Origin of the sequence: Pseudomonas lini, from assembly GCF_964063345.1 — a bacterium.
Taxonomy (GTDB): Bacteria; Pseudomonadota; Gammaproteobacteria; order Pseudomonadales; family Pseudomonadaceae; genus Aquipseudomonas; species Aquipseudomonas lini_B.
Map to the genome: position 1 here is coordinate 264,791 of NZ_OZ061318.1, position 22,945 is coordinate 287,735.

Consider the following 22,945-nt stretch of genomic DNA (forward strand, 5'->3'; position numbering starts at 1 on the left):
TTATTGGAGGGGGCAACAGCGTACGAAAACCAGCCGATTAACAACGCACGGCGAGCGAGCTGTCAACTTTTCGGTTGAGCACCTGCAGGCCATACCAACACGGGCTGTGCTTTCTTCTCGAGTTTTGCACGACCAACCGGCAGGCTGTGCGGTAACTATCTACCACCTTCCACACGTCAATGACTTTTAGTCTCGAGGCTCAATCCATTGGCGCATTTCAATCGCGCCCTGAGCGAGACTCGACGATGCCTACACCTGCCACTCCATTGTTTTTCCCTCAGGCCCTGAAGTCTCCCGGCCTTTGGAGGAGACTTGGCCAAACCCACGGGCTGACGCAAAAGGACTTCGAATGGTTCAGTCACCTGCAACTTGCCAACCACACGCTGCGCGGTGAACAGAAACCGCCCATGCTCGCCGAAAAAATCCTGCTCAAGACCAACAATCTGGAACCCATGCCCCTGGCCGGCAGCTTCGTGCTGAGCGCCACACCGGATGACAACGGCGTAATTCTCTACACCCCGTATGGCGGCATAAAGAAGTACGACAGCCACTCAGCCTTGACCGAACAGCTTAAGCGTCAGTTGAACAGCGCGACCGAGGACGACGACCTGTTGGCTTTCATGTCGTTGTCTCAACGCAGAACGCTGGCAGATGCCGCCACTATCGAGGTGACCTTTCAAACCATCGAAGGCGAGGTGTTCGAAGATCAGAGCAGCACCATCACCGCACTCCAGCAAATGAACGATCAGGCCATGCTCGGCGAGCTGAAAGCATCGCCTTCGTTGATTTCGATGCTCGATACAGTGCTGGATGAACTGCTGAAGTCAGCCTTCCCCGGCCTGGATCAGCGCCAGACCCAGGTCAGTTTCTATTCCACGGCAACGGCCGATGAACACGATAAGGAAAGCACTCCGGCGCGGCGCTGGATCAACGCCATGTCCTTGAGTGATGCGGTGCTGCTGTACTACCGCAATCAACGCTGGCCGTCGGGGCAATCACATGAGTTTTCCCACCCGAAAAAGCACCCGGCGAGCACTGACCAGCAACACTGGGATACCGCGCTCGCCACTGCTTCCAAAAAGCTGATCAGCCTGCTTTCCGCGCAACTGCAAGACTACTGGAATGCCGCGAGCGCCGATGGCGCATCACGTCGCGAATTTTTCAGCAAGGCCATTGCTGAAAAGGCGCGAGCGGACTTCCTGCTCAAGCGCGAAGCCGAAATCATCACGCCTGAACAGAGCCAGGACTTGCATTCGCTGATCGAGCCAACCAGCAGAACGTACGAAACACTGACCGTCGAAACCGTGCGTCTCTGGGAATATCAGGCCAACTATGTGGAGCTGGCAGGCTCGCTGATGATCAATGGCGGCAATGCGTTTCTCTACACCCCCACTCAAGGGCTGCAGGTACTCAAAGACTATCAGGACCTCAAAAACACCTTGTTGAGCAAATTCAGCGCGGCCGGTCACGAGGATGAGTTCTACGGCCTGCTGAGTCTGGAGGAGCGTCAGCGCTTCATCGGTTTTGATTGGCCGAATGTCTCTGGGGAAGCGATTTCCGGTTCTATCTTCAAAAAGATGTTCGAAGCAATCATCACCAAACAACAGCAGAACATAGAGTATGCCCTGCAGGTTTTCCGTCACAGCGACGGCATCGTGGACATCAACGCCTTGTTCGACAAGGCGCTGGACATCCGTTCGATGATCAGCGAGCAACTGCTGACGCTGGATACCCAGGGACGATGGAGTACGCGGCCGGTATTGTCGGGCAATCAACAACCGTCCATGGTGCTGGCAGACAACGCGGCGGCGTTCGTAAAAACCTTCAGCGATATCGAGGCGCTGATCAGCACGGACTTCGCTTCGCAACCCATTGCTTCGCTGGCACTGCAGCGGGTCTATCTGGAGAACATGAAACCCCGGTTGGCTCACGCCCTTTCCGTGGGCATACGCGGGGAAGCCAGCCTTCGGGTGCTCGACGCAACATTGGGCGACACGGATCGGGCCATTGTCGATACGGTGCTCAATCCGGACCACTCGGATCGTAAAAGCCGTCTGTCACTCAGGGGGTTCCGGCCTGACGCCTATTCATTGACCCTTGAGCGCTCCGGCCAAACGAATTTCCTGCCCTTGGCCAATTGTTTGCTGTTGACCGAGCGTGGCGGGCTCGACTCTCAGCATTCGGGCCGAACAGTTCTATGGACCCCTGCGCAGGGCCTGGAAGTCTTTGACACCGTCAGTCACGCAAAGCAGGAGCTGGACCGGCGCCTGCTTGATCCGCACAAACGTCTGGCGCTGTTGGAAAACCTCTCCCCAGTCCAACGCACCTTCCACCAGCGCTATTCACTCGGCGCGTTGCGACTGATTGAAGGTCATGTCTTGCAGCGGTTATCACAATCATCGGTCGACCACTTCCTGGGACGCTGCGAACACCTGCGCGCCCTGAAACTGGACGATGCAAAACAGACCAAAGCCCTTCAATCCCTGAAAAAAACGGTGGTCGACACCAACTTGCGCAGAGCCACTTCGATCGCGCAGGCGATTACCCGACAGCAGTCCTTGCCAGCCTGGTTCGCAATGGCCCCCGTCGAGGAACAGCAGTTGCACATCGAATTGCTGGAGCAATACTGCAACAGCGTCGACGATGATAAAGATTACCTGCACGGCATGAAGACACTGAGGTCCTATGTGCATGACACATTGGTGTCACTGCTCGGTAGCCGCTTCTCCGGGACACTGCCAGACCCCGACGACATCGAAATCACCCCCAACCTGACCCTGGCCGGCCCCGCTCGTTCCCTGACCGAGTTTGCCTTGAACCATGTCAACGTTGTCCAGGGCACAGGGTTCAAGATCACTTCGAAAACCACTCAATTGCTTCCGCAAGGCCTGGACCAGTCCGCTGTCAGGCAACTCCTGTTGTCACTGAACATTCAGCAAACCTACGCAAAACGGATGACAGACAGCTTGTCGAACAACAGCGCCAATGCTGATGCTCGAAGGCTGCGCTTCATTCGGCAATTGCCTTGGCAATTGATGCAACACGCCCATGCACAGAAGCTGCAGCAACGTATTTCCGATAGCGGCTTCGATTTGATTCGACAGGTTATGGACATGCCGGACGCTATCGCCCGGGCAGCTGTCAACGGCGCCCACGCCATTGTTCGCCCTTTGGAGCTGATCAAGACTGTCGGCGCTGCAGCCGTCAAGACACTGGGCCTGTACCTGATCGGCCCCGGCTCCGGTCAGAAAGGTCCCCAAATCCTGTATGCCCCCTTCCATGCAGACTCGCTATTCACCGAATTCGACAATGAGGCAAGCGTTATCTCGGCGCTCAATACGCCAGGACCGCTACAGGAGCTGCTGATACGTCGTCTTCCAGCAGGTGCGCAATCCGGGGTTCGCAATCTGTTGAAGTCCACTATCGGACAAGCGAGCGAAATCACCCTCGCCTCCAACTCCATCGACGGCAACTTGCTGACCCGATTGTTCCGCGACAACATCCACCTGCTGTCGCAAATGCTCGGCACTCAGTCCGACGTCAACGGCCAGTCGGACTGGGAGGCAGCCAAGCACCTGTTCAGCTCGGGCATCCACAGGCTCGCAGGCCTGTTACCCGGCAAACTCAGTTATGGGCTGTTTCTGTGGCAAGCCTACAAAGACTTCAAGGCCTCGGCCGAAGCGCAGCAGAATCGCCACTGGAAACAGGCAGTGCTCGACTTTATTGCCGGTGCAGTGCAAATGGTCTCATTGGGCAGGTTATCGCTGGAAGAATCGATCGGCGCTACGCAGACAACGACCGACACCCTCGCCGAACCGGTGGCCACTCCTGTGGCCGCGCCGCACTGGTCGCAGGTGAAGTCCACTGCACCGATGCGCACGTCACTGCTGCCCTTCGAAACCACTGCCGTCGAACTTAAAGATCTGAAGAAGAACAGCGCGAATGGCACCTACCTGGAAATGACCAGCAAACAAACCTATGCACCTATCGCGGGCAAGGTGTACCGCGTGACCAGACCCGGGGCGATCTGGCGGATGATCAAAGACAAGGAAGAAGGCCCTGCTCTACTGACTACGCCTGACAAGCAACTGGTGCTCGATCCGGATATCCATACTGTCCACTATGGAAAAGCCCTGTCGAAAATGCACAATAAATTTGCAGCCAGCCTCACGGTCAGAGCGGTCCTGAATATCGAAGCGCGGGGAATGGAAGAGATCAGGACAAAACACCCGGAAAAAGCACGCATGATCGTGAAAGCCATCGATCTGGCTCGCTATTACGCTTTTAACAGTCTGCATAACCTCGTGCAGCTCAGGCACCTGAACCCGGGGACGCGACTGGATACATTTCTTAAAGCTTTTTTTGATATCGATAGTCTCGACGCCAGTACCCTCGAGAAAATCAAGAAGGTCATCGTTCCCATTTGCAACGCGCTGGTAGACCCAAACGAGGATTTGATGAATACCGAGCATTTTGTGGTCGGTTCAAACAAAGACTGGTTCGACGGCACAATCGCTTTTGTCATGGATGGCGATATACAGAAGCGTGTGCATTTCACGGAGAGGTTTTTTGACCCGCAACTCGATTGGTACAAGTGCGGTTTGACTGGGCCGTTCGACGTTGACGACCATGCCCGGGCCATTACCGTGATTCATGAGTTCTCCCATCTTTTTTCAAAGACCGTGGATATCGCAACGCTTGAAGCAAGACGTCCGTTCACCGATCTCATCGCCACAGTCACCAGTTACGGTGCAACAACCAAACAGAAGCAGCAAGACCTCCAGCGACAAGCACTGTCCCTGGCCACCCCCAGGGAAGAATTGTTTGCACGCTGGAACGATACATTACAGTCATGGATCAGTCTGGACTCGATTGAAGGGTTGGAGCATGTAGGTAAGGACATCCTCAAAACAACGGGCTGCACGACGATGAATGAAGCTCGCAACGCCTTCCGCAATCCAGTGGATGCGAACCTGCGCATCGACACCATTTTGCGCAACGCCGACTCGATCGCTTTATTGATATCTGAAATGGGTCGACAGCTGGATCCGGTGCCAGTCCCATAACCGGGTTTGACTTCAAGCACATAAAATCAGGCGCAGGTCACCCGACCTGCACCTGCTTTTGTCGTCCGGGACAGAGATCGTCCTGTGGGACTTGACCATTTTTTCACTCCAGCTATGGATACTGCTGGCCACACACATGTTTTTTCAGGGTATCTGGATATAAAAATTGCACTTTGATGGGCAATTGCCATGACGGTTGTTCTCGCAGACTTCCCCTCAAGGTTAGAATGCAGGAAATCAGGATGAGTCAATGACCGACCACTCTCTCTCGCAAGCTCAATACGACGCCATCACCGATGCCGCTGCGCACTGGTGTATGCGTTTGCATGCCATCGACTGCACGGCCGAAGAACGCCTGGCGTTCGAGCAATGGCGTAATGCTCATCCGTTGCATGCCTTCGAGTACGAAGCCATGCTGGAGATCTGGGATGTGGCTGGGGATTTGCCTCGTGCCGAAGCCGTTATGCCGGCTGCTCGCGTCAAACCGGCAACGCCTTGGCGCACCTTCGGCATTGCCGCCACCGTCTGCGCCCTCGCGCTGCCGCTCGCGGCCTATACCGGGTGGAACCTGGGTTGGCTGCCCAATGCCTACCAGCATTTCGAGGCGACCGATAATGTTCGTCAGGTCACGCTGAGTGATGGCAGCCAGGTGGAACTGAACCTGGGCAGCGAGCTGACGTTCAGCAATTACAAGGATCAGCGTCGTGTCACGCTGAAAAAAGGCGAAGCCTTCTTCAGCGTCAGTCATGACCTGCAGCATCCATTCATCGTCAGGGCAGCCGATGGCAGGATTCGCGTCACCGGAACCCGATTCAACGTCTGGATGTATGAAGACCAGGTACGCGTGAACCTGATCGAAGGTTCCGTGCTGGTGACCAGCAACGGAGCCCTGCCCAGTGAGGGTGTAAGTCTCGAACCTGCCATGCAGGCACGTTACCGACACGGCGACTTCACGCCACAAATCAGCCAGACCTCTGCCAACGACCATTCGCTGGCCTGGCGCAGCGGCAAACTGGTGCTTGATGATCTGACGCTGACCGATGCCCTGCCCTTGATCAATCGTTATTTGAACAAGCCAGTCATGATCGCCGACCACAGCACCGGCTCGATTCGCCTCGGCGGTATCTACAACATCAAAGAGCTCAACAGCCTGGTGGCTTCGTTGCCCAAGGTGCTGCCGGTCTATCTGACCCGCAACAAGGACGGCAATCCGGTCCTCAATTCAATCCCGCAACAAGCCCCAAAAAGCTGAAGGCCGCCACCCTTGCGAGGTGCGGCCTTCACTATTGATTCAAACGCTATCGCGATTACTGCGCGGCGATCTTCCCTGCTTTTTCATCCTGCTCGCGAATCGTCTGAGCCTGGTACTGCGGATCAGACGTGATCTGCTGCTCGGTGAACGGCAACACACTCAGCTGCTTCTTCGAAAAGGCCAGTGTCTGGTCCCGGGAGTACTTCGACGCCGGGTCACTGGACAACGAGAATGCCAACAAACCCCGAGCCTGCGGCCCCTTGTCATCGAAAGTCACTACCTGAAAATAGCTGGTGCCACTGACGACTTCGCGTTTGCCGTCGGTCCTCGGCACGCTTTGGATCGCGTTATACACACCCAGCGTGCCAGGCCCGCCGTGGATCGGCGTTTGCTGCCCGCCACTGCTGACCACCTGGATATCGCCCCAGCGGCTATCGGCATTCAGGCCTAGGGTTTTTACCTGTTCAACCGAAGCCAGCATCGCCGCCCGAATCGCTTTGGCGACGTCTGGCCGTTCAATTGCCAGGCCACGTGGAGTGTGTTGCGGATCCTTCGGGTCGAACGCCACACGCCAGATGTCAGGGATTTGCTGTAGCGGCCCCATGACATTCTGAAAATGCACAAAGCCCAGTCCACTGTCCAGATTCACCCGGCGATCCCACGCCTTGAGGCTGGCACACAATGGCGTGAGCGTCGGCGCATCGGCGCCAAGATCCGCGGCGCAGAATTGCAGCAGGTCCGGCATCACTTGAGCTGCCTGGTACACCTGATCGTCCATCACCATGTGTTGCAGATCGGCCGCAGCGACAGGGCCAGCCTTGCTCAAACTCCCCAGGCGCTCCAGCGCAAAGCGTGAACGCAACCCCAATGGCTGATTATCCTGACTGATCAACGGCGAGAAACCGGTGAGCGGTTGTGCCGGGTTGGCCATCCAGGCCGAATCATTGGAATGCTGCACAAAGTCTTTGCGCAGCAGTTGCGGCAGTTTATCTGCTGCGTAAATACCTTTTTGCGCAGCGTGCGGGTCGATGTCCCAGGCACAGACGCTGTTGGAACCGTCGAGCAGGATCATCTGTAATCCGGCCCGCGGATCGCTGCACTTGGCCAGCTTGTCGGCATTGACGTTCGGCACCACCGACAAGTTCATGTAAAGCGTCTGCCCTTGATCGTCTACCGCCAGCGTGTTGACCCACGGGATCCCCTGAATCTTGTGCACCGATGCCTGCAAATCCTTGAGGCTGACGGCACGGTTCATCGCATACCACTGCTGCAAGACCCGGTCGTTTTCCAGGTTGGCATCGCGCAGGCTGTAGGCGAACTGGTTGTTCCAGTCCAGCTTGCCGGGCCATTGCACAATCGGGCCAAATTGCGAGCTGTAGACCACATGGGAAATCTGCCGGGTCTGGCCATCGGCTTGCTTCACATTCACCACCAGCGTCTGCTTTTTCATCGGCAAGGACTTGCCATCCAGCAGGTAACGGGTCGGATCCTTGGGATCGAGTTGCAGGCGATACAGCGTGAAGTGCTTGGACGAATCCACCGTGTGGGTCCATGCCAGGTGCTGGTTGAAACCAATATTGATCATGGGCAAGCCGGGCAACGCGGCGCCCATGACGTCCAGTTTGCCGGGAATGGTCAGGTGCATCTGATAGAAACGCATCCCACCGACCCACGGAAAGTGCGGATTAGCCAGCAACATCCCGCGACCGTTGAACGAACGCTCGCTGCCGACCGCCACGGCGTTACTGCCGCGATCCAGAGCGAAGCGTTGCATGCGCGAAGCTGCCAGTTGGAACGACGCCGGCTCGCCCGCCAGACGGGCAACGGTTTTCGGCGGGGTAGCGCCGGCCAATGCTTCGGCAAACTGCCCCACGCCGCCTTCGACCAATAGACGTCGGGTCAACTTGACCAGGTCCTGCGCGGTAATCGCACGCACCCATTCTCCCTGGCATTGCGGCGGCAAACCCTGCGCCCGACGCTCTGTCAGCGAACGGTTGTAACCCGCCACGTAACCTTCGATGAGCTCGCGTACTTCCGGTGTTTGCGCCTGCCAGAAAGCGGCGACTGCCTGGGGGGTATTCAGCCAGTTGAAGAACAGATCGCTGGCCAGGTTCCCGCGCTCTTCGACGGTAAACTGGTCCGGGCCGAAATACCGGGAGCGCTCGCCATTGACGGTGACGATCTCATTGGCCAGCAAGCACAGATTGTCCTGAGCGTAGGCATAGCCAATGCCATAGCCGAGCCCGCGCTCGTTGTCGGCACGAATATGCGGCACGCCGAAACTGGTTCGACGAATCTCGGCCGTCGCCGGCTCTGGCTGGCTGCGCGCATTTGCTGCAAGACTCAGCCCCAGAAACACACCCGCAAGGCTCAACCTGGTTAACTGCCTGGAAATAATCACGCTCGCTCCTGATCGAAAAGACGTATGACACGCAATGCGCCTCCCCTTAAAACGAAGCAAACAGCAAAAATTTAGGACGTCCGCACGCCCGGCTCACGGGCCGCTGACGTAACGGCGACAAATTTTCTACATGTGGGTCTTCATTATTTGCCTGGCTCATTCGTCTTATTGATTGAGAGCACCCATCACTTTTTCCTGATCAGGCTCTGAAAAGGAGTTTTTGCATGTACAACCCGCAACTGCCAACGGACGGTAGCCATGCGCCAAAGGCCAGCACCCTGGGCTCCGGCGTTTTCAATCAACAAGCCGAACGCCACGGCAACGAACGGATCAGGTTTCTGCTCAAGAGTTTCGGCCTGCGTACCAGCCTGATTCGCCTCAAAGTCATCGACGCCTTGCTGACCGCCGCCGAAAACGACCGCCGCCTGGGAGTGCGTGGCGTACACAGCCACTTGCTGGACCTGGACATCCCCCTGTCCTTTCTCAGTGTCCGTGAAGTGTTGAAACGCTTGTGCGCAGAAGGCGTGATCACCCTCAATCCGGACAAAAGCTACAGCCTGCATCCACAGGCCGCCGCCGTCCTTTACAGCGAGCAATCCGGCCAAGGGGCATCGCTCAAGGCTTGACCTTGCGACGCATCACGCCATTGATCACCACCACGAGCACCGCCACGCCAATGGCGATGTACTGGAACAGCTGCTCTGTGATGATCCCTGCATTTTGCAGCCAGGAAAGGCCGAACATGATCCCCAGTACCACCAGGGAAATCAGAATCGAGTATTTCAAACGTTGCGACTGGGTCATTGCGGGTTCCTGAACCAAAAAATGTATCCGATTTGTATCCGATTGCATGCCAAGCCACTACCCTTCTGCAGGGATGAGGGGCTGCAAACGAGGTCTTATGTTACAGCCGATGACGAGTTTTGACTTCATTGCGGCGATAACCATGAGGATTTTGAAATGTTTCGTCGAATCACACTGCTGATTTCCTTGCTTGCTCTCCTGCCCCTGAGTGGCTGCATCGTTTTCCCCCATGGCGGCTGGCATGGCGATCACCATTATGACCATGGCGCACCGGGCTATTATCAGCATCGGTAGCATTAAATAGTTTTTCTTGGCTGGATAAACAACCGACTTATTCACCCCCAACACAAAGAACTTATCCTACAAGCCCCCGTACAAATGCCTGTTTTATAGCGGGCATTTTTCGTATAGGACAATTCTTATTCCGCCGGGATTTTATTTACCAACTCACAGCCTCTTTTCCCTAGAAACTCCAATCAAACACACCATGAAAAACCACAGAAGCTTTTTGCCTCAATTAAGCACATGAAATTCCTCAGGGGCCATGTCTATCCTTGTTCTGCCGCCTTATCAAACTTCCGGCACCAACAGGAACATCATGCACAAACCTTTAATAGATATAAGTTCGCCTCGACTACTTGGGTTTTGCCTTGCAATCACTCTTTTCGAACTGCTGACTTATATGGCCAGCGATATGATCATGCCGGCCATGCTGACCGTAACCCATCAACTGAATGCCAGTGCGAGTCATGTTCCCTACGCCTTCAATCTTTATTTGGCGGGGGGCATTCTTTTGCAATGGCTTATCGGTCCGCTGTCCGATCATTTCGGTCGTCGCCGGATGCTGCTCATCGGCTGTGCGCTATTCGCTCTAGCCTGTGCCGCGGCGTATTACGTGCAGAGCATCTTTGTCTTCAATGGTTTGCGCCTGATTCAGGGCATGGGATTGGGATTTGTCATCGCGGTCAGTTATCCGGCCCTGCAAGAAGTCTTCTGTGAAGCCGACGCAGTAAAGATCATGGCATTGCTGGGCAACGTAGCGCTGCTCTCCCCGCTGTTGGGCCCCTTGCTCGGCAGTCTGATGCTGGAGTGGCTCTCCTGGCGGGAGCTGTTTCTACTGTTAGGTGTCGGTGGCGCGATGGTCTGGTTGGGGCTTTATTGGTACATGCCGGAAACCGTGGGCACCTTGCGTCAGGACGGTCAACGCCTGGCTGCCGTGTCCTTTGAATGGGGTGGCACGGTGCGCCGCTACGCCGTTTTGCTCACCAACATGCAGTTCCTGCGCGCTACCGTCGCCTTGGGATTGATGAGTCTGCCGTTGATTGCCTGGATCGGGCTGGCGCCGCTCTTGCTGATCCAGAACCAGGGACTTTCTACCTTGCAGTACGGCCTGTGGCAGATCCCGGTATTTGCGGCAGTCATTCTCGGTAATCTGATACTCAACCGATTGATTGCCAACACTGAACTGCCGCAACTGATTCGATACGCGCTCTGGCCGTTTTGCGGTGGGCTTATCGCGTTGGCCGCCATCACTTTGACCGGTGCTTCGACGCTCCTGTTGGTCAGTTGCCTGTCGCTTTACGCCATCGGCCTTGGCATGAGCAACGCCGCGCTGTACCGGCTCGCGCTGTTTTCCAGCCATGACAGTAAAGGGTTGGTCTCAGCCGCGATCGGCATGATCTCCATCGCTGTCATGGGTGGTGGGGGCTCGATTATCGCTGCCCTGGGTGCCGGTGACAGCCTTGAGGCCTTCGCTCTGATGGCCTGCCTCATGGGGCTATTGTGCCTGGCGCCCTTGAGATTGTTTCTGCGTCGTTCTCACACCCCGCTTGCGATCTGACACCAACCAGTAGGTCTTTTGATGATTCAACTACCCCATACCGATGCGCTTTGTGCGTTAACGCAACCCTATTGCCTGGATTCCGTGCCGGACGGCCTGTTCGACCGGGCCATGAGCGAAATCAGCCTGTTTCATTGTCATCACACGCCCGGATACGAACGCTGGTTGAACGCCAATGGTCTTGACGCCAACGCCCTCGATACATTGGATGACTGGTCAAGGCTGCCGCCGATTTTCGCCAATTACTTCAAACGTCATTTGGTGTTCGGTCCCACAGGCGAAGGCGCGCTGGAGCTGACATCATCCGGCACCAGCGGCCAAAAGAGTCGCATGCGCTACGACCATCGCAGCATGGCCGCGGCACAAGGCATGGTGAACCACATTTTCCGGCATTACGGCTGGGACACACCGGACAGCCCCTGCAATTATTTGCTCCTGAGCTACGAGCCGGAGGCGGCCAACACCTTGGGCACAGCCTATACCGATCAGTTTCTTTGCAGCTACGCCCCTGTCAATCGTGTCGCTTATGGCTTGCGCCTTACCGGCAAAGGTCACGAGTTCGATCTTTTTGGTGTTATTCGAGCCTTGCAAGAGTTTGCCGAGGAAGGATTGCCCGTTCGCATTCTCGGTTTTCCGGCGTTCCTTTCGCATGCACTGCAGCACATGGAAGACACCTGCGTGGCCGATTTGCAGTTGCCTGCCCAGTCATTGGTGTTTCTTGGGGGGGGCTGGAAAACCCACGCGGCACAGGAAATTCCCCTGCATCAGCTGTATGCCCGAATCAATCGGCAATTGGGTATCGACCTGCCCCGATGTCGGGACGGCTATGGCGCCGTAGAGCATGCAGTGCCTTATATCCAGTGTGCCCACCATCATTTTCATGTGCCGATCTATTCGAAGGTTTTCGTGCGTAACCCATCCGATTTCACTGTCCAGCCATACGGCCAGCGCGGCTTGCTGGAATTCGTCTCGCCGTACATTTCGTCGAGCCCTGCCCATGCCGTGGTCATGGGCGATCTGGCAACACTACATCCGGGCGCCAGTTGCGGATGCGGTCTGCCAACCGATTGGTTCGAGCTGCATGGCCGTGCCGGCACCTCCGCCAGTCGCAGCTGTGCCATGGCCGCTTCCGAACTGATCGGAGGCGCTTGATATGTATCTGATCAATGGCCAGTTGCGTGATGACGTCACCCCGGAAAGCGCCCTCGAACTCCTTCAGAAACCATTGCCTCGGCTGCTTTCTTCACCGATCGATAGTGAGACCGTTATCGAGTCTGCCGCTCGCTTTGCCACGAAGTTGCAATCTCGTGACCTGGATCTGTCCCTCGACGACGAGCAATATCAGGGGCTGATCGATTTTTGCCAGCGCAGCAACCTGGGCACAAAACTTGAGCGCGAGCTGGGCCTGCAACCGCGTTCGCTGCGACGTATCGACTATCGACAGCCATGTTTCGAGAGCTGGCATCCATTAGGGTTGGTGGTGCATATCACCCCCGGCAATGCGCCGTTACTGGCGTTCTGCGCAATACTCGAAAGTCTGCTGGCCGGCAATATCAACTGGTTGCGTCCCAGTGCCAGTGATCAGGGGTTGACCGCGCAGTTACTCGCCGCCTTTGTGCAATGCGACAGCAGCGGCAGACTGGCCGAGTTCGTAGCAGTTCTACCGGTTGGCACCTCACAGATCGCTCAACTTTGCGCCACGGCAGACGGCGTATCGGCCTGGGGTGGTGAAGCCGCGCTCAAGGCGATTCGTCAGCAGATTCCTGCGGGGTGCCGCTGGATCGATTGGGGGCACAAGATCAGTTTCGCCTATCTGTCACCTGAAGCGGCGGATCCTGCAGCGCTCGATGCCTTGGTAGATGAAGTTTGTCGACTGGATCAACAAGCGTGCTCCAGCCCTCAATGGGTGTTGGTGGACAGCAACGATCCGGCGGTTCTGCACGACCTCGGAGAGCGTCTGGCCGAAGCCTTCAAACGTCGCGCCCAACAGTGGCCAGCGCTGGTACCGACAGACCAGGAAGCTTCGGAAATCACCACACGCACTGCCATGGCGCAGCTTGATCAGTGCTTCACCCATCAGACCGGTCAGGTCTGGACCGGCCCCGGGTGGCGTGTCATTTGGGAGCATCATCAGACGCTCGCGCCATCGCCGCTCTTTCGCACAGTGCTGCTCAAGCCAGTCCCGCAGCACCTGCTCGCCGAATCACTGCTGCCCTGGCGAACCGTCCTGCAAAGCTGCGCGCTGATAGCCCACCCTGCAGAAACGCCCGAGTTCGTTCGTACATTGGTCAACGCCGGTGTCACTCGTATTGCACCTTGCGAGACGATTCATGATGGCTACGCTGGCGAGCCTCACGATGGTGTTTATGCGCTGTCGCGTCTGAGTCGCCGCCTCTCAGTGAGCCTGGCTGCTGATGTCTCGATTGGCCGCTCAACGCTCGACCCGGTACCGCCTGCCCCTGAGACAGCCCGCGGCCCGATCATGGACAAAGCCACCTTCATGAGCCAGCCGATCAGCCCCACGGCACAGCTGTACTTCCGCTCCGGTGGTAGCAGCGGCACCCCGGCCCTGGCAGGTTTCAGCTACCGAGACTTTCAACGACAAATGCGCGCCGCGGCTGATGGCATGTTCGCTGCCGGGCTCGATCCGTCACAGGACCGGGTGATGAACCTGTTCTATGGCGGGAACCTGTACGGTGGTTTTTTCAGCTTTTCGAGCATTCTTGAACAGATGGGCGTTGCACATTTGCCCATGGGGGCTCCCCAGGACGACGACTTCAGCGAAATCGTCCGACTGATCGTGGAGCAACGTGTCACCGTGCTGATCGGCATGCCCAGTACGCTGCATCGCCTGTTTTTCAAAGAGCAGGCCCGACTTCGCGACTATGCCGGTATCGGCAAAGTGCTCCTTGGCGGCGAGCATCCGGGGGAGGCCAGTCGACGCCTGATGGAAAGTTGCGGAGTGTCGACGATTCGTTCTGCTCTTTATGGGTCCGTCGATGCAGGCCCATTGGGTCATGCCTGCCGGGCAATGGCAGACGGCGTGTTTCACTTGATGTGCGAAACCCAGTATCTGGAAATCGTTCAGCTCGAACAGGATGTGCCGGTGCAAGCCAATGAGATCGGTCGCCTGCTATTTACCTCCCGCGCCCGCCAAGGTCAGCGCGTTCACCGATATGACATTGGCGACACCGGCCGCTGGCTCCCCGGAGCCTGCCCTTGCGGACTGGAAACGCCGCGATTCGAACTGCTGCAGCGGCACGGCAAGCTGGTGCGAATGGGTACGGAGTTCATTTCACCTTCGGCGCTGGAACACAGCATAGGCGTCCCCATTCAAATTGTTCTGGACTACACCGCCAGTGGCGTAGAACGAATGCAAGTTCGAGCGGACGCAGATACCGCTTGGGTACGAGAAAAATTGCTGACCCATGAAGCATTGGCAAATGCCGTAGCCGCGGCATTGTTAGTTGTAGAAGTAACGGCGTGCGCTGAACATGAATTCATACGAAACAAACACAGCGGCAAAGTCTCACTGATCATCGATCAAAGAATATAAAAATAAAACGTTTCAACGACCGTGTTTTTCAAACCAAAAAACGCCTGATTAGAAAAGAGAATCCAGTGAAATCCAGTCATTCGCTCGAACAACTCGTGCCCTTTGTACGACAGCATTCAAATTACTACAGCGAGCATCTGAAACGTTTACCCACCACAGGTATTACTTTAAAAGATTTACCGTTAACCAATGTGGCCGACTATTGGACCGGCAGCGATGATTTGAGTCATTGGCCGGTCCTTACCGGAAACGTCGATGATGCGCTGGTGTTTAAAACAGGAGGTTCGACCAGTCAGGGCAAACTTGCGGTTTACTCCTACGAGGAATGGCAAACACTGGTCAGTACATTCGGAAACAGTCTCACTGCTCAATTGAACAATGGCGACCGCATCGCCAATCTGTTCTTTTCAGGGGATCTCTACGCCAGTTTTCTGTTTGTCCACGATTCTCTGGCCCATGTCGGACGATCCGTTTGTGAGTTTCCGTTTACCGGAGACATCGAGCTGGACGTACTGGCGGATGCGATCACGCGATATCGGATCAACGTTCTGGCCGGGGTGCCCGCACAGTTACTGCGATTCGCGGCCTACCTGACGCAGCATCGGCGTGTGCTGTGCGGGGTCGAAACACTGCTGTATGGCGGCGAAAGCCTGTTTGCCCCGCAGTTGGCAATCCTCGGCGAAGTATTCCCCAACGCTCGTATCGCCTCTATCGGCTATGCCAGTGTGGACGCCGGACTCATAGGCGCCAGCGATCGTGACTGTGCATTGGGCGAGCATCGTGTATTCGAACAGCAAACCTTGCTGGAAATTATCGATGAACACACCGGTGAAGTGATTGAAGAATGCGATCGCATCGGGTTGTTGGTACTGACCAACCTGACACGCCGGCTCATGCCGCTGCTGCGTTACCCGGTAGGCGACCGTGCGTGTTGGCGTGAACCGACTGCAACCCCAATGCGTAAATTCGCCCTCAAGGGGCGCAGCGCCCACAGCCAGCGGGTACGCGTAGGTGTGCTGTCACTGTTTACCGAAGAAATACACGAAATCGTTCAGCGCGTAGCGCACAGCGAGCAATGGCAATTACTGATCGAACAGGCTGGCCCCAAGGATCTGTTGAGCGTGAAGTGGGTGCCCGGACCTCAGTTGCAAGCCGTCGAGCCGGTGCTCCGCGCATTGCGTGAAGCGCTGCTTGCCCACTACCCCGCCATCGACGACCTGAGCCGCGAAGGTCTGCTGGAGTTTCGAGTACTGTCCTGCGCAACCACGGACCTACAGCTTCATCCTCGCTCGGGCAAACAACTGCGAGTGCGCGATTTACGAGTGTATGACGTCCCCCCACAGGAGCCCGCCTGATGAGCCGGTTAATATTTCGCCCCTATCGTCCTTCCGACGCAGTTGCCGTCAGCCAGTTGTTTCGAGAGGTCTACGGCGATCTTTACGCTCAGCCGGATGTTTACCTGCCGAACATGATCAGTCAGCACAACGCCGAAGGCCGCTGGCAATCGATACTGGCGGTGGATGACGCGCGGGTGCTCGGGCATGCCGCGCTGTGCCGCGATTCGCTTTTGAATACTGCGGAACTGGCCCTCAGCGTGGTGCATCCCGCCGCGCAGGGACAAAGTATCGCGACCCGCCTGGGCCGCGAGATATTGACGCAATCGGGCGCTCTGGGGCTCAAGAGCATCTCGATCAAGCAAGTAACCCACCATCCCTACACTCAACGCATGGCAGGAAAAATCGGCTTCCACAGCACTGGACTGATTCCCGACTTTGTCCCTTCACCATTCGCTGAACCACTTCCGGAAACCATGGTGATGGGCTGTCACCTGATCGACGGACACATGCGCCCACTCCCCGACATCCCTTGGCCCACAAGCTGCCGGACGTTTATGCAGCACCTGTGTTCGGTGTTCGGAACCCAGCAAGACAAGGCATCACGGCCCGCGATGCCCTTGCAAATAACGCAACAGCACCATCGATTCGACATTGTCATTCAGCGTTTGAACAAACGTTTGCTGGAACAGATCAGCCAACTGCCCGGGCACTGGCTGATCTCGGCACGACTGGAACTGTCCCGCCACTTCGCCCGGGACATGCACAGTTTTTCGGCTCTGGGCTTCGCCTTCACCGGCTTGATGCCCACGCCAGGTGATAATGGCTGGTTCGCCCTGTTTCATCGAGGCGCCCAGTCTCGCTCCCTCAACCTGCACTGCGCGCACATGCAACGGTTGCATGACGACTTACAGCAAAACGCCAATGCCACGAGAACCCACCGGTACGTCGACGCCCTTATCGGTTCCCGCTCAGCCGCCTGAGTATTTTCTATAAAAATCACCGCCCGGCTGCGCGCAAAGCGCCACCAGCCAATCGACAAACACCCTCACCCGTCGAGACAACTGGCGGTGCAGTGGATAGAGCGCCGTCAACGGAAGAAGGTGCCCGGTTGCCTGGCGAAGACATGATCACAACAGACTGGCAGGCCCCCTGTGGCGAGGGGGCTTGCCTCCGTTAGGCTGCGTAGCAGCCCCAAATCTGCGGCCCGTATCTTTCAATCAGATTGCATGTTCGGTTTTTTGCGACTGCTTCGCAGCCGAAGAGCAAGCCCCCTCGTCACAATGTTTACCCAACGCTGTATTACTTCGAAACAATCCGCCTCCTCTTCGCGAGAGAAAATGGTCAAAATGCATCTTTTTGGCCACAGCCCGAAACGAGATTCCCATGCGAACCCACCTGCGTCTGGCCGCCCTGAGCGCCCTCTTCATCTCTTCCATGGCCCGGGCCGCCGACCTGATTCCCATCGAAGTTCACCGCGACGCCAACTGCGGTTGCTGCAAAAAATGGGTCAGCCATCTGGAAGCCAACGGTTTCAAGGTCGAAGACCATGTTGAAGCCGATATGAGCCAATTCAAGCAACAACACGGCGTGCCACCTCGCCTCGCGTCGTGTCACACCGGCCTTATCAACGGCAAATTCGTCGAAGGCCATGTACCGGCCGATCAAGTACTGGCCTTGAGCAAGCGCGACGATCTGTTGGGGGTGGCTGCCCCTGGCATGCCCATGGGCTCGCCCGGCATGGAAATGGACGGCATGAGCGATGCCTACCAAGTGATCGGTCTGAAAAAGGACGGCACTGACGTAGTGGTGGCGGACTACCCCGCCCATTGATGTTCGGCGCCTACATCGGGCTGTTTCTCGCGGCATTCGGTGCCGCGACGTTGCTGCCTTTGCAATCTGAAGCCGTGCTGGTGGGGCTGTTGCTCAGCGGCCAGTATTGGCTTTGGTCGCTGCTGGCCATCGCAACGCTGGGCAACGTGCTGGGCTCGCTGCTGAACTGGTGGCTGGGGCGCAGCATCGAGCGGTTTCACGACCGGCGCTGGTTTCCGGTCAGCCCTCGCCATCTCGAGCAAGCCCAAAAGCACTATCAGCGTTACGGTCATTGGTCGTTGTTGCTCAGTTGGGTGCCCATCATCGGCGATCCACTGACGCTGGTGGCCGGCGTCATGCGCGAACCGTTGGGGCGTTTCCTGATGATCGTGACGCTCGCCAAGGGCGCCCGCTATGGTGTATTGGCCCTTGCTACGCTGGGGTGGATGGGTTGAACGATCATGCGCAGCCATGACCCAGTGCCAGTCAGTTGCGGAACCTGTGGGAGCGGGCTTGCTCGCGAAGGCGATGTGACAGGCAACATTAATGTCGACTGACACTCCCTCTTCGCGAGCAAGCCCGCTCCCACATGGATTGCGCTCGGCATTACGGTCGTGACCTATGTTTAATGTCACCCTAATCATGCCGATCCAGCATCGGCAGATTTCCTGTGGAGCTCACCCATGTCGCGCATTTTCTCCCTCTGGTTACCGGGCCTGCTGCTGACGGCGGCACTACCGGTTCTCGCCCAAGCCCAAGACCAGACCCAGGCCGAAACGCCGGAATACGGCCCGGAACTTCAGGGCTTCGAGTACCCCTACACGCTCAAACACTACGCTTTTGAATCCCAGGGCAAATCCTTGCAAATGGGTTACATGGACGTCGCCGCCCATGGCAAGGCCAACGGGCGCAGCGTAGTGCTGATGCATGGAAAAAATTTCTGCGGCGCCACTTGGGACAGCTCGATCAAGGCGCTGAGCGAGGCCGGTTACCGGGTCATTGCCCCGGACCAGATCGGCTTCTGCACCTCAAGCAAACCGGACCACTATCAATACAGTTTCCAGCAACTGGCGACCAACACCCAGCAACTGCTCAAGGCCTTGGGTATCCAGAAAGCCACCCTGCTCGGCCACTCTACCGGCGGCATGCTCGCCACGCGCTATGCGCTGCAATACCCCGATCAAGTCGAACAACTGGCACTGGTCAATCCCATCGGCCTGGAAGACTGGAAAGCCCTTGGCGTGCCCTATCTCACGGTTGACCAATGGTATGAGCGCGAGCTGAAAGTCACGGCGCAAGGTATCCACGACTACCAACGCAGCACCTATTACGATGGCCGTTGGAAACCGGAATTTGACCGTTGGGTGAACATGTACGCAGGCCTGGCCAAAGGGCCGGGCAAAACAGCGGTGGCTTGGAATTCGGCGCTGATTTACGACATGATCTTCACCCAGCCGGTGTACTACGAGTTCAAGGACCTGAAAGTGCCAACCCTGCTGCTGATCGGCACCTCCGACACCACGGCCATCAACAAGAACATCGCACCACCCGAGGTCAAGGCGACAATCGGTCATTACGACGTACTCGGCAAGCAAGTGGCGAAACTGATTCCCCGGTCGACGCTGATCGAATTTCCCGGGATGGGCCACGCGCCGCAGATGGAGGAACCGGCGAAATTCCATCAGGCGTTGCTCGGCTGGCTGAACCAAACCAATACCGTTCCTTGATGAGGTAAAGGCTAATGCAGATTGCGGTGATCGACGACTGGCAGGACGTGGCTCGCGACGTGGTGGACTGGTCAGTGCTGGACAGCATCGGGCAGGTGAGTTTTATCCATGACTACCCTGCCGACAACGAAACCCTGGCCAAACGGCTCGGCGCATTCGAGGTGATCTGCGTGATGCGCGAGCGCACCCGGTTCGACGAAGACCTGCTGCGTCGCTTGCCCGCACTCAAACTGCTGGTCACCGGCGGCATGCGCAATGCCGCCCTGGACTTGAAAGCCGCCGCCGCGCTAGGCATTCAGGTCTGCGGCACCGACAGCTACAAACATGCCGCCCCCGAACTCACCTGGGCGCTGATCATGGCCGCGACCCGCAACCTGGTGGCCGAAGCCAATGCCTTGCGCGCAGGCCAATGGCAACAAGGGCTGGGCGGCGACCTGCAGGGCAAGACCTTGGCGATCCTCGGTCTGGGCAGCATTGGTCAACGGGTCGCCCGGTTCGGTCAGGTGTTCGGTATGCGGGTGATTGCCTGGAGCGAAAACCTGACTGCCGAACGGGCTGCTGAGGTCGACGTCACCTATGTCAGCAAACAGGAATTGTTCGAGCAGGCCGATGTGCTGTCGGTCCATCTGGTGCTCAGCGAGCGCAGCCGAGGGCTGGTGGACGCGCAGGCACTGGACTGGATGAAACCCACGGCATGGCTGATCAATACCGCCCGCGGGCCGATTGTCGATGAGTCGGCGTTGATCAAGGCACTTCAGAAAAAACGCCTGGCGGGTGCGGCGCTGGACGTGTTCGAGCACGAGCCCTTGCCTCGCCATCATCCCTTCAGGACGCTGGACAATGTACTGGCCACGCCTCATGTCGGGTATGTCAGCCGACAGAGTTACCAGCTGTTCTTTTCGCAGATGATCGAAGACATACAGGCCTGGGCGGCTGGGGAGCCGGTTCGGCTGTTAGGCTGAATCCGAGTTATCGTTCATCGCGGGCAAGCCTCGCTCCCACAGGATTTGTTTCGACCGTAATACCGTGACCGACACAAATCCTGTGGGAGCGGGCTTGCCCGCGAAGAGGCCCTCAACCTCACCACATCTCCCAGGGATAAAACGCACCGCAATGGTGCAACCCACGTCCCATCACGCCCGATTATCGTGACTTCCCAGTCCCGATTTGACCCATATCAAAAAACAAAACCGCACTTCGTCGGTGCGCCTTCCCGCAAAGCCCCATGCCTGTACCCTCATTTGACCGATTGTCGAACAATTTCACCCGATGGCCGACCCCGCTCTAAGTTCTGGCCTAGACTGATTTTCGCGGAGTAAAACCGGCTGGTCATTCGGTGAAAATAATCGAAACTTTTAGTGCTGGCCTCGTGTCAGGTTAAAGGTAGGGCCGCAGCGACTGGTGCATTCCTTGCAACAGCCACTTCACCCATTCTGCTTCAGCGCATGGGCAGCACTTGCTCACCGATGCGTAGCGCGTTTGCGCCCGGCCACAGGATTTGGCCACGAACACCGTTTGTGCCAGGCCTGGAATTAGATCAACAACACGGGAGATTCATATGATCAGTGCGGCTTTAGATATCCAGGGAGAACGTGCTCATCAGCAGGTCGGGGAAACGAGCACCGTCGGTGTCCTCAATGCCAAATCGGTCAAAGCTCCGGTCCCCAAGACGCTGGCACCAGTAGCCAGTCAGAATCCCAACAAGAAGAGAGTCCTGTTCGTCACCTCGGAGATTGCCGACCTGGTAAAGACCGGAGGTCTTGGCGACGTTTCCGCCGCACTGCCGCGAGCCATGGCGCATCTGCACGATGTGCGTGTGCTGATCCCCGGTTATCCGCAAGTGATGAACAGCGAAAACCCGATTCATATCATCGGTGAACTGGGCGGGCACGCAGCATTGCCCCCCTGCAAGATCGGGCGCATGGACATGCCCGACGGCCTGGTCATATACGTGTTGATCTGCCCTGAATTGTACGAGCGCGAAGGTTCACCCTACGGCGCCAACAACGGCCGCGACTGGCCGGACAACCATATTCGTTTCGCCCGACTGGGCCTCGCGGCAGCCGATATCGCCGCCAACCTCGCACAAATTCACTGGTGCCCGGACCTGGTGCACGCCCACGACTGGCCCGCTGGGCTGGCACCGGCCTATATGCACTGGCGTGGCCAACGCACCCCGACCCTGTTCACCATCCACAACCTGGCGTACCAAGGCGTCACCAGCCTCGGCTCGTGCCCGGAACTCGGGATCCCCATGCATGCCTTGCAACAGGAAGGCATGGAATTTTACGGCAAGATGTCATTCCTCAAGGCTGGCATGGCCTACTCAAGCCACATCACCACCGTCAGCGCGACCTATGCCCAAGAAATCACCACGCCGGCCTTCGGCTGCGGCCTCGACGGCTTTCTCGCCGCCAAGACCCAGCAAGGTCTGCTCAGCGGGATTCCCAATGGCATCGATGAGAGCTGGGACGCAGCGACCGATCCGCACCTGTTCCACCCGTTCGGCATCGGCGATTGGGACGGTAAAGCTGTCAATGCCATGCACGTTCGCAGGCTGTTCGACCTCGAAGATTCCGAAGGTCCGCTGTTCGCCGTGGTCTCGCGTCTGGTCTACCAGAAAGGCCTGGACCTGACCGAAGCAGTGGCCGAATACATTGTCGACAACGGCGGGCAAATCGCGATCATCGGCCGTGGCGAACCGGAAGAAGAACAAGCCATGCGAGAACTGGCGTTGCGCTTCCCCGGGCAAGTCGGCGTACACATCGGCTTCAATGAAACCGACGCCCGACGGATGTTCGCCGGCAGCGATTTCCTGCTGATGCCTTCGCGTTACGAACCCTGCGGCCTGAGCCAGATGTATGCCCAGCGCTTCGGTTCATTGCCAGTGGCGCGCAATACCGGGGGCCTGGCTGACACCATTGAAAATGGCGTGACCGGTTTCCTCTTCGACGAATCCACGGTGGAGAGTTATCGCGAAGCCCTGAGCCGCGCGTTCAAGGTATTCGCCTTCCCCGGTCTGCTCAACGCGATGCGTTGCCGAGCCATGGCGGCGCCTTTCAACTGGTGCAAGGCAGTCGAACCCTACGCCGAACTCTACGAACAACTGGTGGCTAAAGCGCTGGGAAAATCGGGCAAACAGTAAGAGGTTTT

At 57.3% G+C, this 22,945-nt stretch carries 16 protein-coding genes and 1 pseudogene; 13 read left to right on the plus strand and 4 right to left on the minus strand.

Annotated elements, in window-relative coordinates; all coding sequences use genetic code 11:
• The first annotated feature begins 245 nt into the window (after positions 1-245).
• On the plus strand, positions 246-5,066 hold the full coding sequence (locus AB3226_RS01250) for a dermonecrotic toxin domain-containing protein (RefSeq protein WP_367371674.1): 4,821 nt from the start codon (positions 246-248) through the stop codon (positions 5,064-5,066).
• A gap of 250 nt (positions 5,067-5,316) precedes the next feature.
• Positions 5,317-6,318: a FecR domain-containing protein gene (locus tag AB3226_RS01255; RefSeq protein ID WP_367371675.1), complete on the plus strand. Its 1,002-nt coding sequence runs from the start codon at positions 5,317-5,319 to the stop codon at positions 6,316-6,318.
• A gap of 55 nt (positions 6,319-6,373) precedes the next feature.
• Here the strand turns inward: AB3226_RS01255 and AB3226_RS01260 are convergent, their stop codons facing one another.
• Positions 6,374-8,719 carry an acylase gene (locus AB3226_RS01260; RefSeq protein ID WP_367371676.1) on the minus strand — a complete coding sequence of 782 codons (2,346 nt, stop codon included), beginning with the start codon at positions 8,717-8,719 and terminating at the stop codon, positions 6,374-6,376.
• Between the two features lie 224 nt (positions 8,720-8,943).
• On the opposite strand from AB3226_RS01260, the gene AB3226_RS01265 reads away from it, so the two are divergent.
• Positions 8,944-9,345: a fe2+ zn2+ uptake regulation protein gene (locus AB3226_RS01265; protein WP_367371677.1), complete on the plus strand. Its 402-nt coding sequence runs from the start codon at positions 8,944-8,946 to the stop codon at positions 9,343-9,345.
• On the opposite strand, the gene AB3226_RS01270 is transcribed toward AB3226_RS01265, so the two are convergent.
• Both AB3226_RS01270 and AB3226_RS01275 read right to left on the minus strand, forming a co-directional pair.
• Entirely contained in the window at positions 9,335-9,523 is a 189-nt protein-coding gene (locus AB3226_RS01270; protein ID WP_007901365.1) for a hypothetical protein, read from the minus strand. The genes AB3226_RS01265 and AB3226_RS01270 overlap by 11 nt on opposite strands.
• 57 nt (positions 9,524-9,580) lie before the next feature.
• Positions 9,581-9,862, minus strand: a complete 282-nt coding sequence (locus AB3226_RS01275) for a hypothetical protein (protein ID WP_367375884.1) — start codon at positions 9,860-9,862, stop codon at positions 9,581-9,583.
• 259 nt (positions 9,863-10,121) lie between these two features.
• On the opposite strand from AB3226_RS01275, the gene AB3226_RS01280 reads away from it, so the two are divergent.
• The 5 genes from AB3226_RS01280 (at position 10,122) to AB3226_RS01300 (ending at position 17,236) form a co-directional block, all read left to right on the plus strand.
• On the plus strand, positions 10,122-11,363 hold the full coding sequence (locus tag AB3226_RS01280; RefSeq protein WP_367371678.1) for an MFS transporter: 1,242 nt from the start codon (positions 10,122-10,124) through the stop codon (positions 11,361-11,363).
• A 21-nt stretch (positions 11,364-11,384) separates the two neighbouring features.
• Complete coding sequence (locus tag AB3226_RS01285) at positions 11,385-12,515, plus strand: acyl-protein synthase (RefSeq protein ID WP_367371679.1); 1,131 nt, start codon at positions 11,385-11,387, stop codon at positions 12,513-12,515.
• A 1-nt stretch (position 12,516) separates the two neighbouring features.
• Positions 12,517-14,919, plus strand: coding sequence for an aldehyde dehydrogenase family protein (locus tag AB3226_RS01290; protein ID WP_367371680.1), 2,403 nt, complete (start codon positions 12,517-12,519; stop codon positions 14,917-14,919).
• 65 nt (positions 14,920-14,984) lie between these two features.
• Positions 14,985-16,274, plus strand: a complete 1,290-nt coding sequence (locus tag AB3226_RS01295) for a phenylacetate--CoA ligase family protein (protein WP_367371681.1) — start codon at positions 14,985-14,987, stop codon at positions 16,272-16,274.
• On the plus strand, positions 16,274-17,236 hold the full coding sequence (locus AB3226_RS01300) for a GNAT family N-acetyltransferase (RefSeq protein ID WP_367371682.1): 963 nt from the start codon (positions 16,274-16,276) through the stop codon (positions 17,234-17,236). The genes AB3226_RS01295 and AB3226_RS01300 overlap by 1 nt, the downstream gene beginning before the upstream one ends.
• Here AB3226_RS01300 and AB3226_RS01305 read toward each other — a convergent pair.
• Positions 17,225-17,353, minus strand: a pseudogene (locus tag AB3226_RS01305) (LysR family transcriptional regulator); the annotation flags it as partial. The gene AB3226_RS01300 and the pseudogene AB3226_RS01305 overlap by 12 nt on opposite strands.
• Positions 17,354-17,639: 286 nt before the next feature.
• Here AB3226_RS01305 and AB3226_RS01310 point away from each other — a divergent pair.
• The 5 genes from AB3226_RS01310 (at position 17,640) to glgA (ending at position 22,937) form a co-directional block, all read left to right on the plus strand.
• Positions 17,640-18,086: a DUF411 domain-containing protein gene (locus AB3226_RS01310; protein ID WP_367371683.1), complete on the plus strand. Its 447-nt coding sequence runs from the start codon at positions 17,640-17,642 to the stop codon at positions 18,084-18,086.
• Positions 18,086-18,520, plus strand: a complete 435-nt coding sequence (locus AB3226_RS01315; protein WP_367371684.1) for a YqaA family protein — start codon at positions 18,086-18,088, stop codon at positions 18,518-18,520. The genes AB3226_RS01310 and AB3226_RS01315 overlap by 1 nt, the downstream gene beginning before the upstream one ends.
• Positions 18,521-18,748: 228 nt before the next feature.
• Positions 18,749-19,792, plus strand: coding sequence for an alpha/beta fold hydrolase (locus AB3226_RS01320; protein WP_367371685.1), 1,044 nt, complete (start codon positions 18,749-18,751; stop codon positions 19,790-19,792).
• A 14-nt stretch (positions 19,793-19,806) separates the two neighbouring features.
• Positions 19,807-20,754, plus strand: coding sequence for a D-2-hydroxyacid dehydrogenase family protein (locus tag AB3226_RS01325; RefSeq protein WP_367371686.1), 948 nt, complete (start codon positions 19,807-19,809; stop codon positions 20,752-20,754).
• Positions 20,755-21,350: 596 nt separating this feature from the next.
• Complete coding sequence (gene glgA / locus AB3226_RS01330) at positions 21,351-22,937, plus strand: glycogen synthase GlgA (RefSeq protein WP_367371687.1); 1,587 nt, start codon at positions 21,351-21,353, stop codon at positions 22,935-22,937.
• The last annotated feature ends 8 nt before the right edge of the window (positions 22,938-22,945 follow it).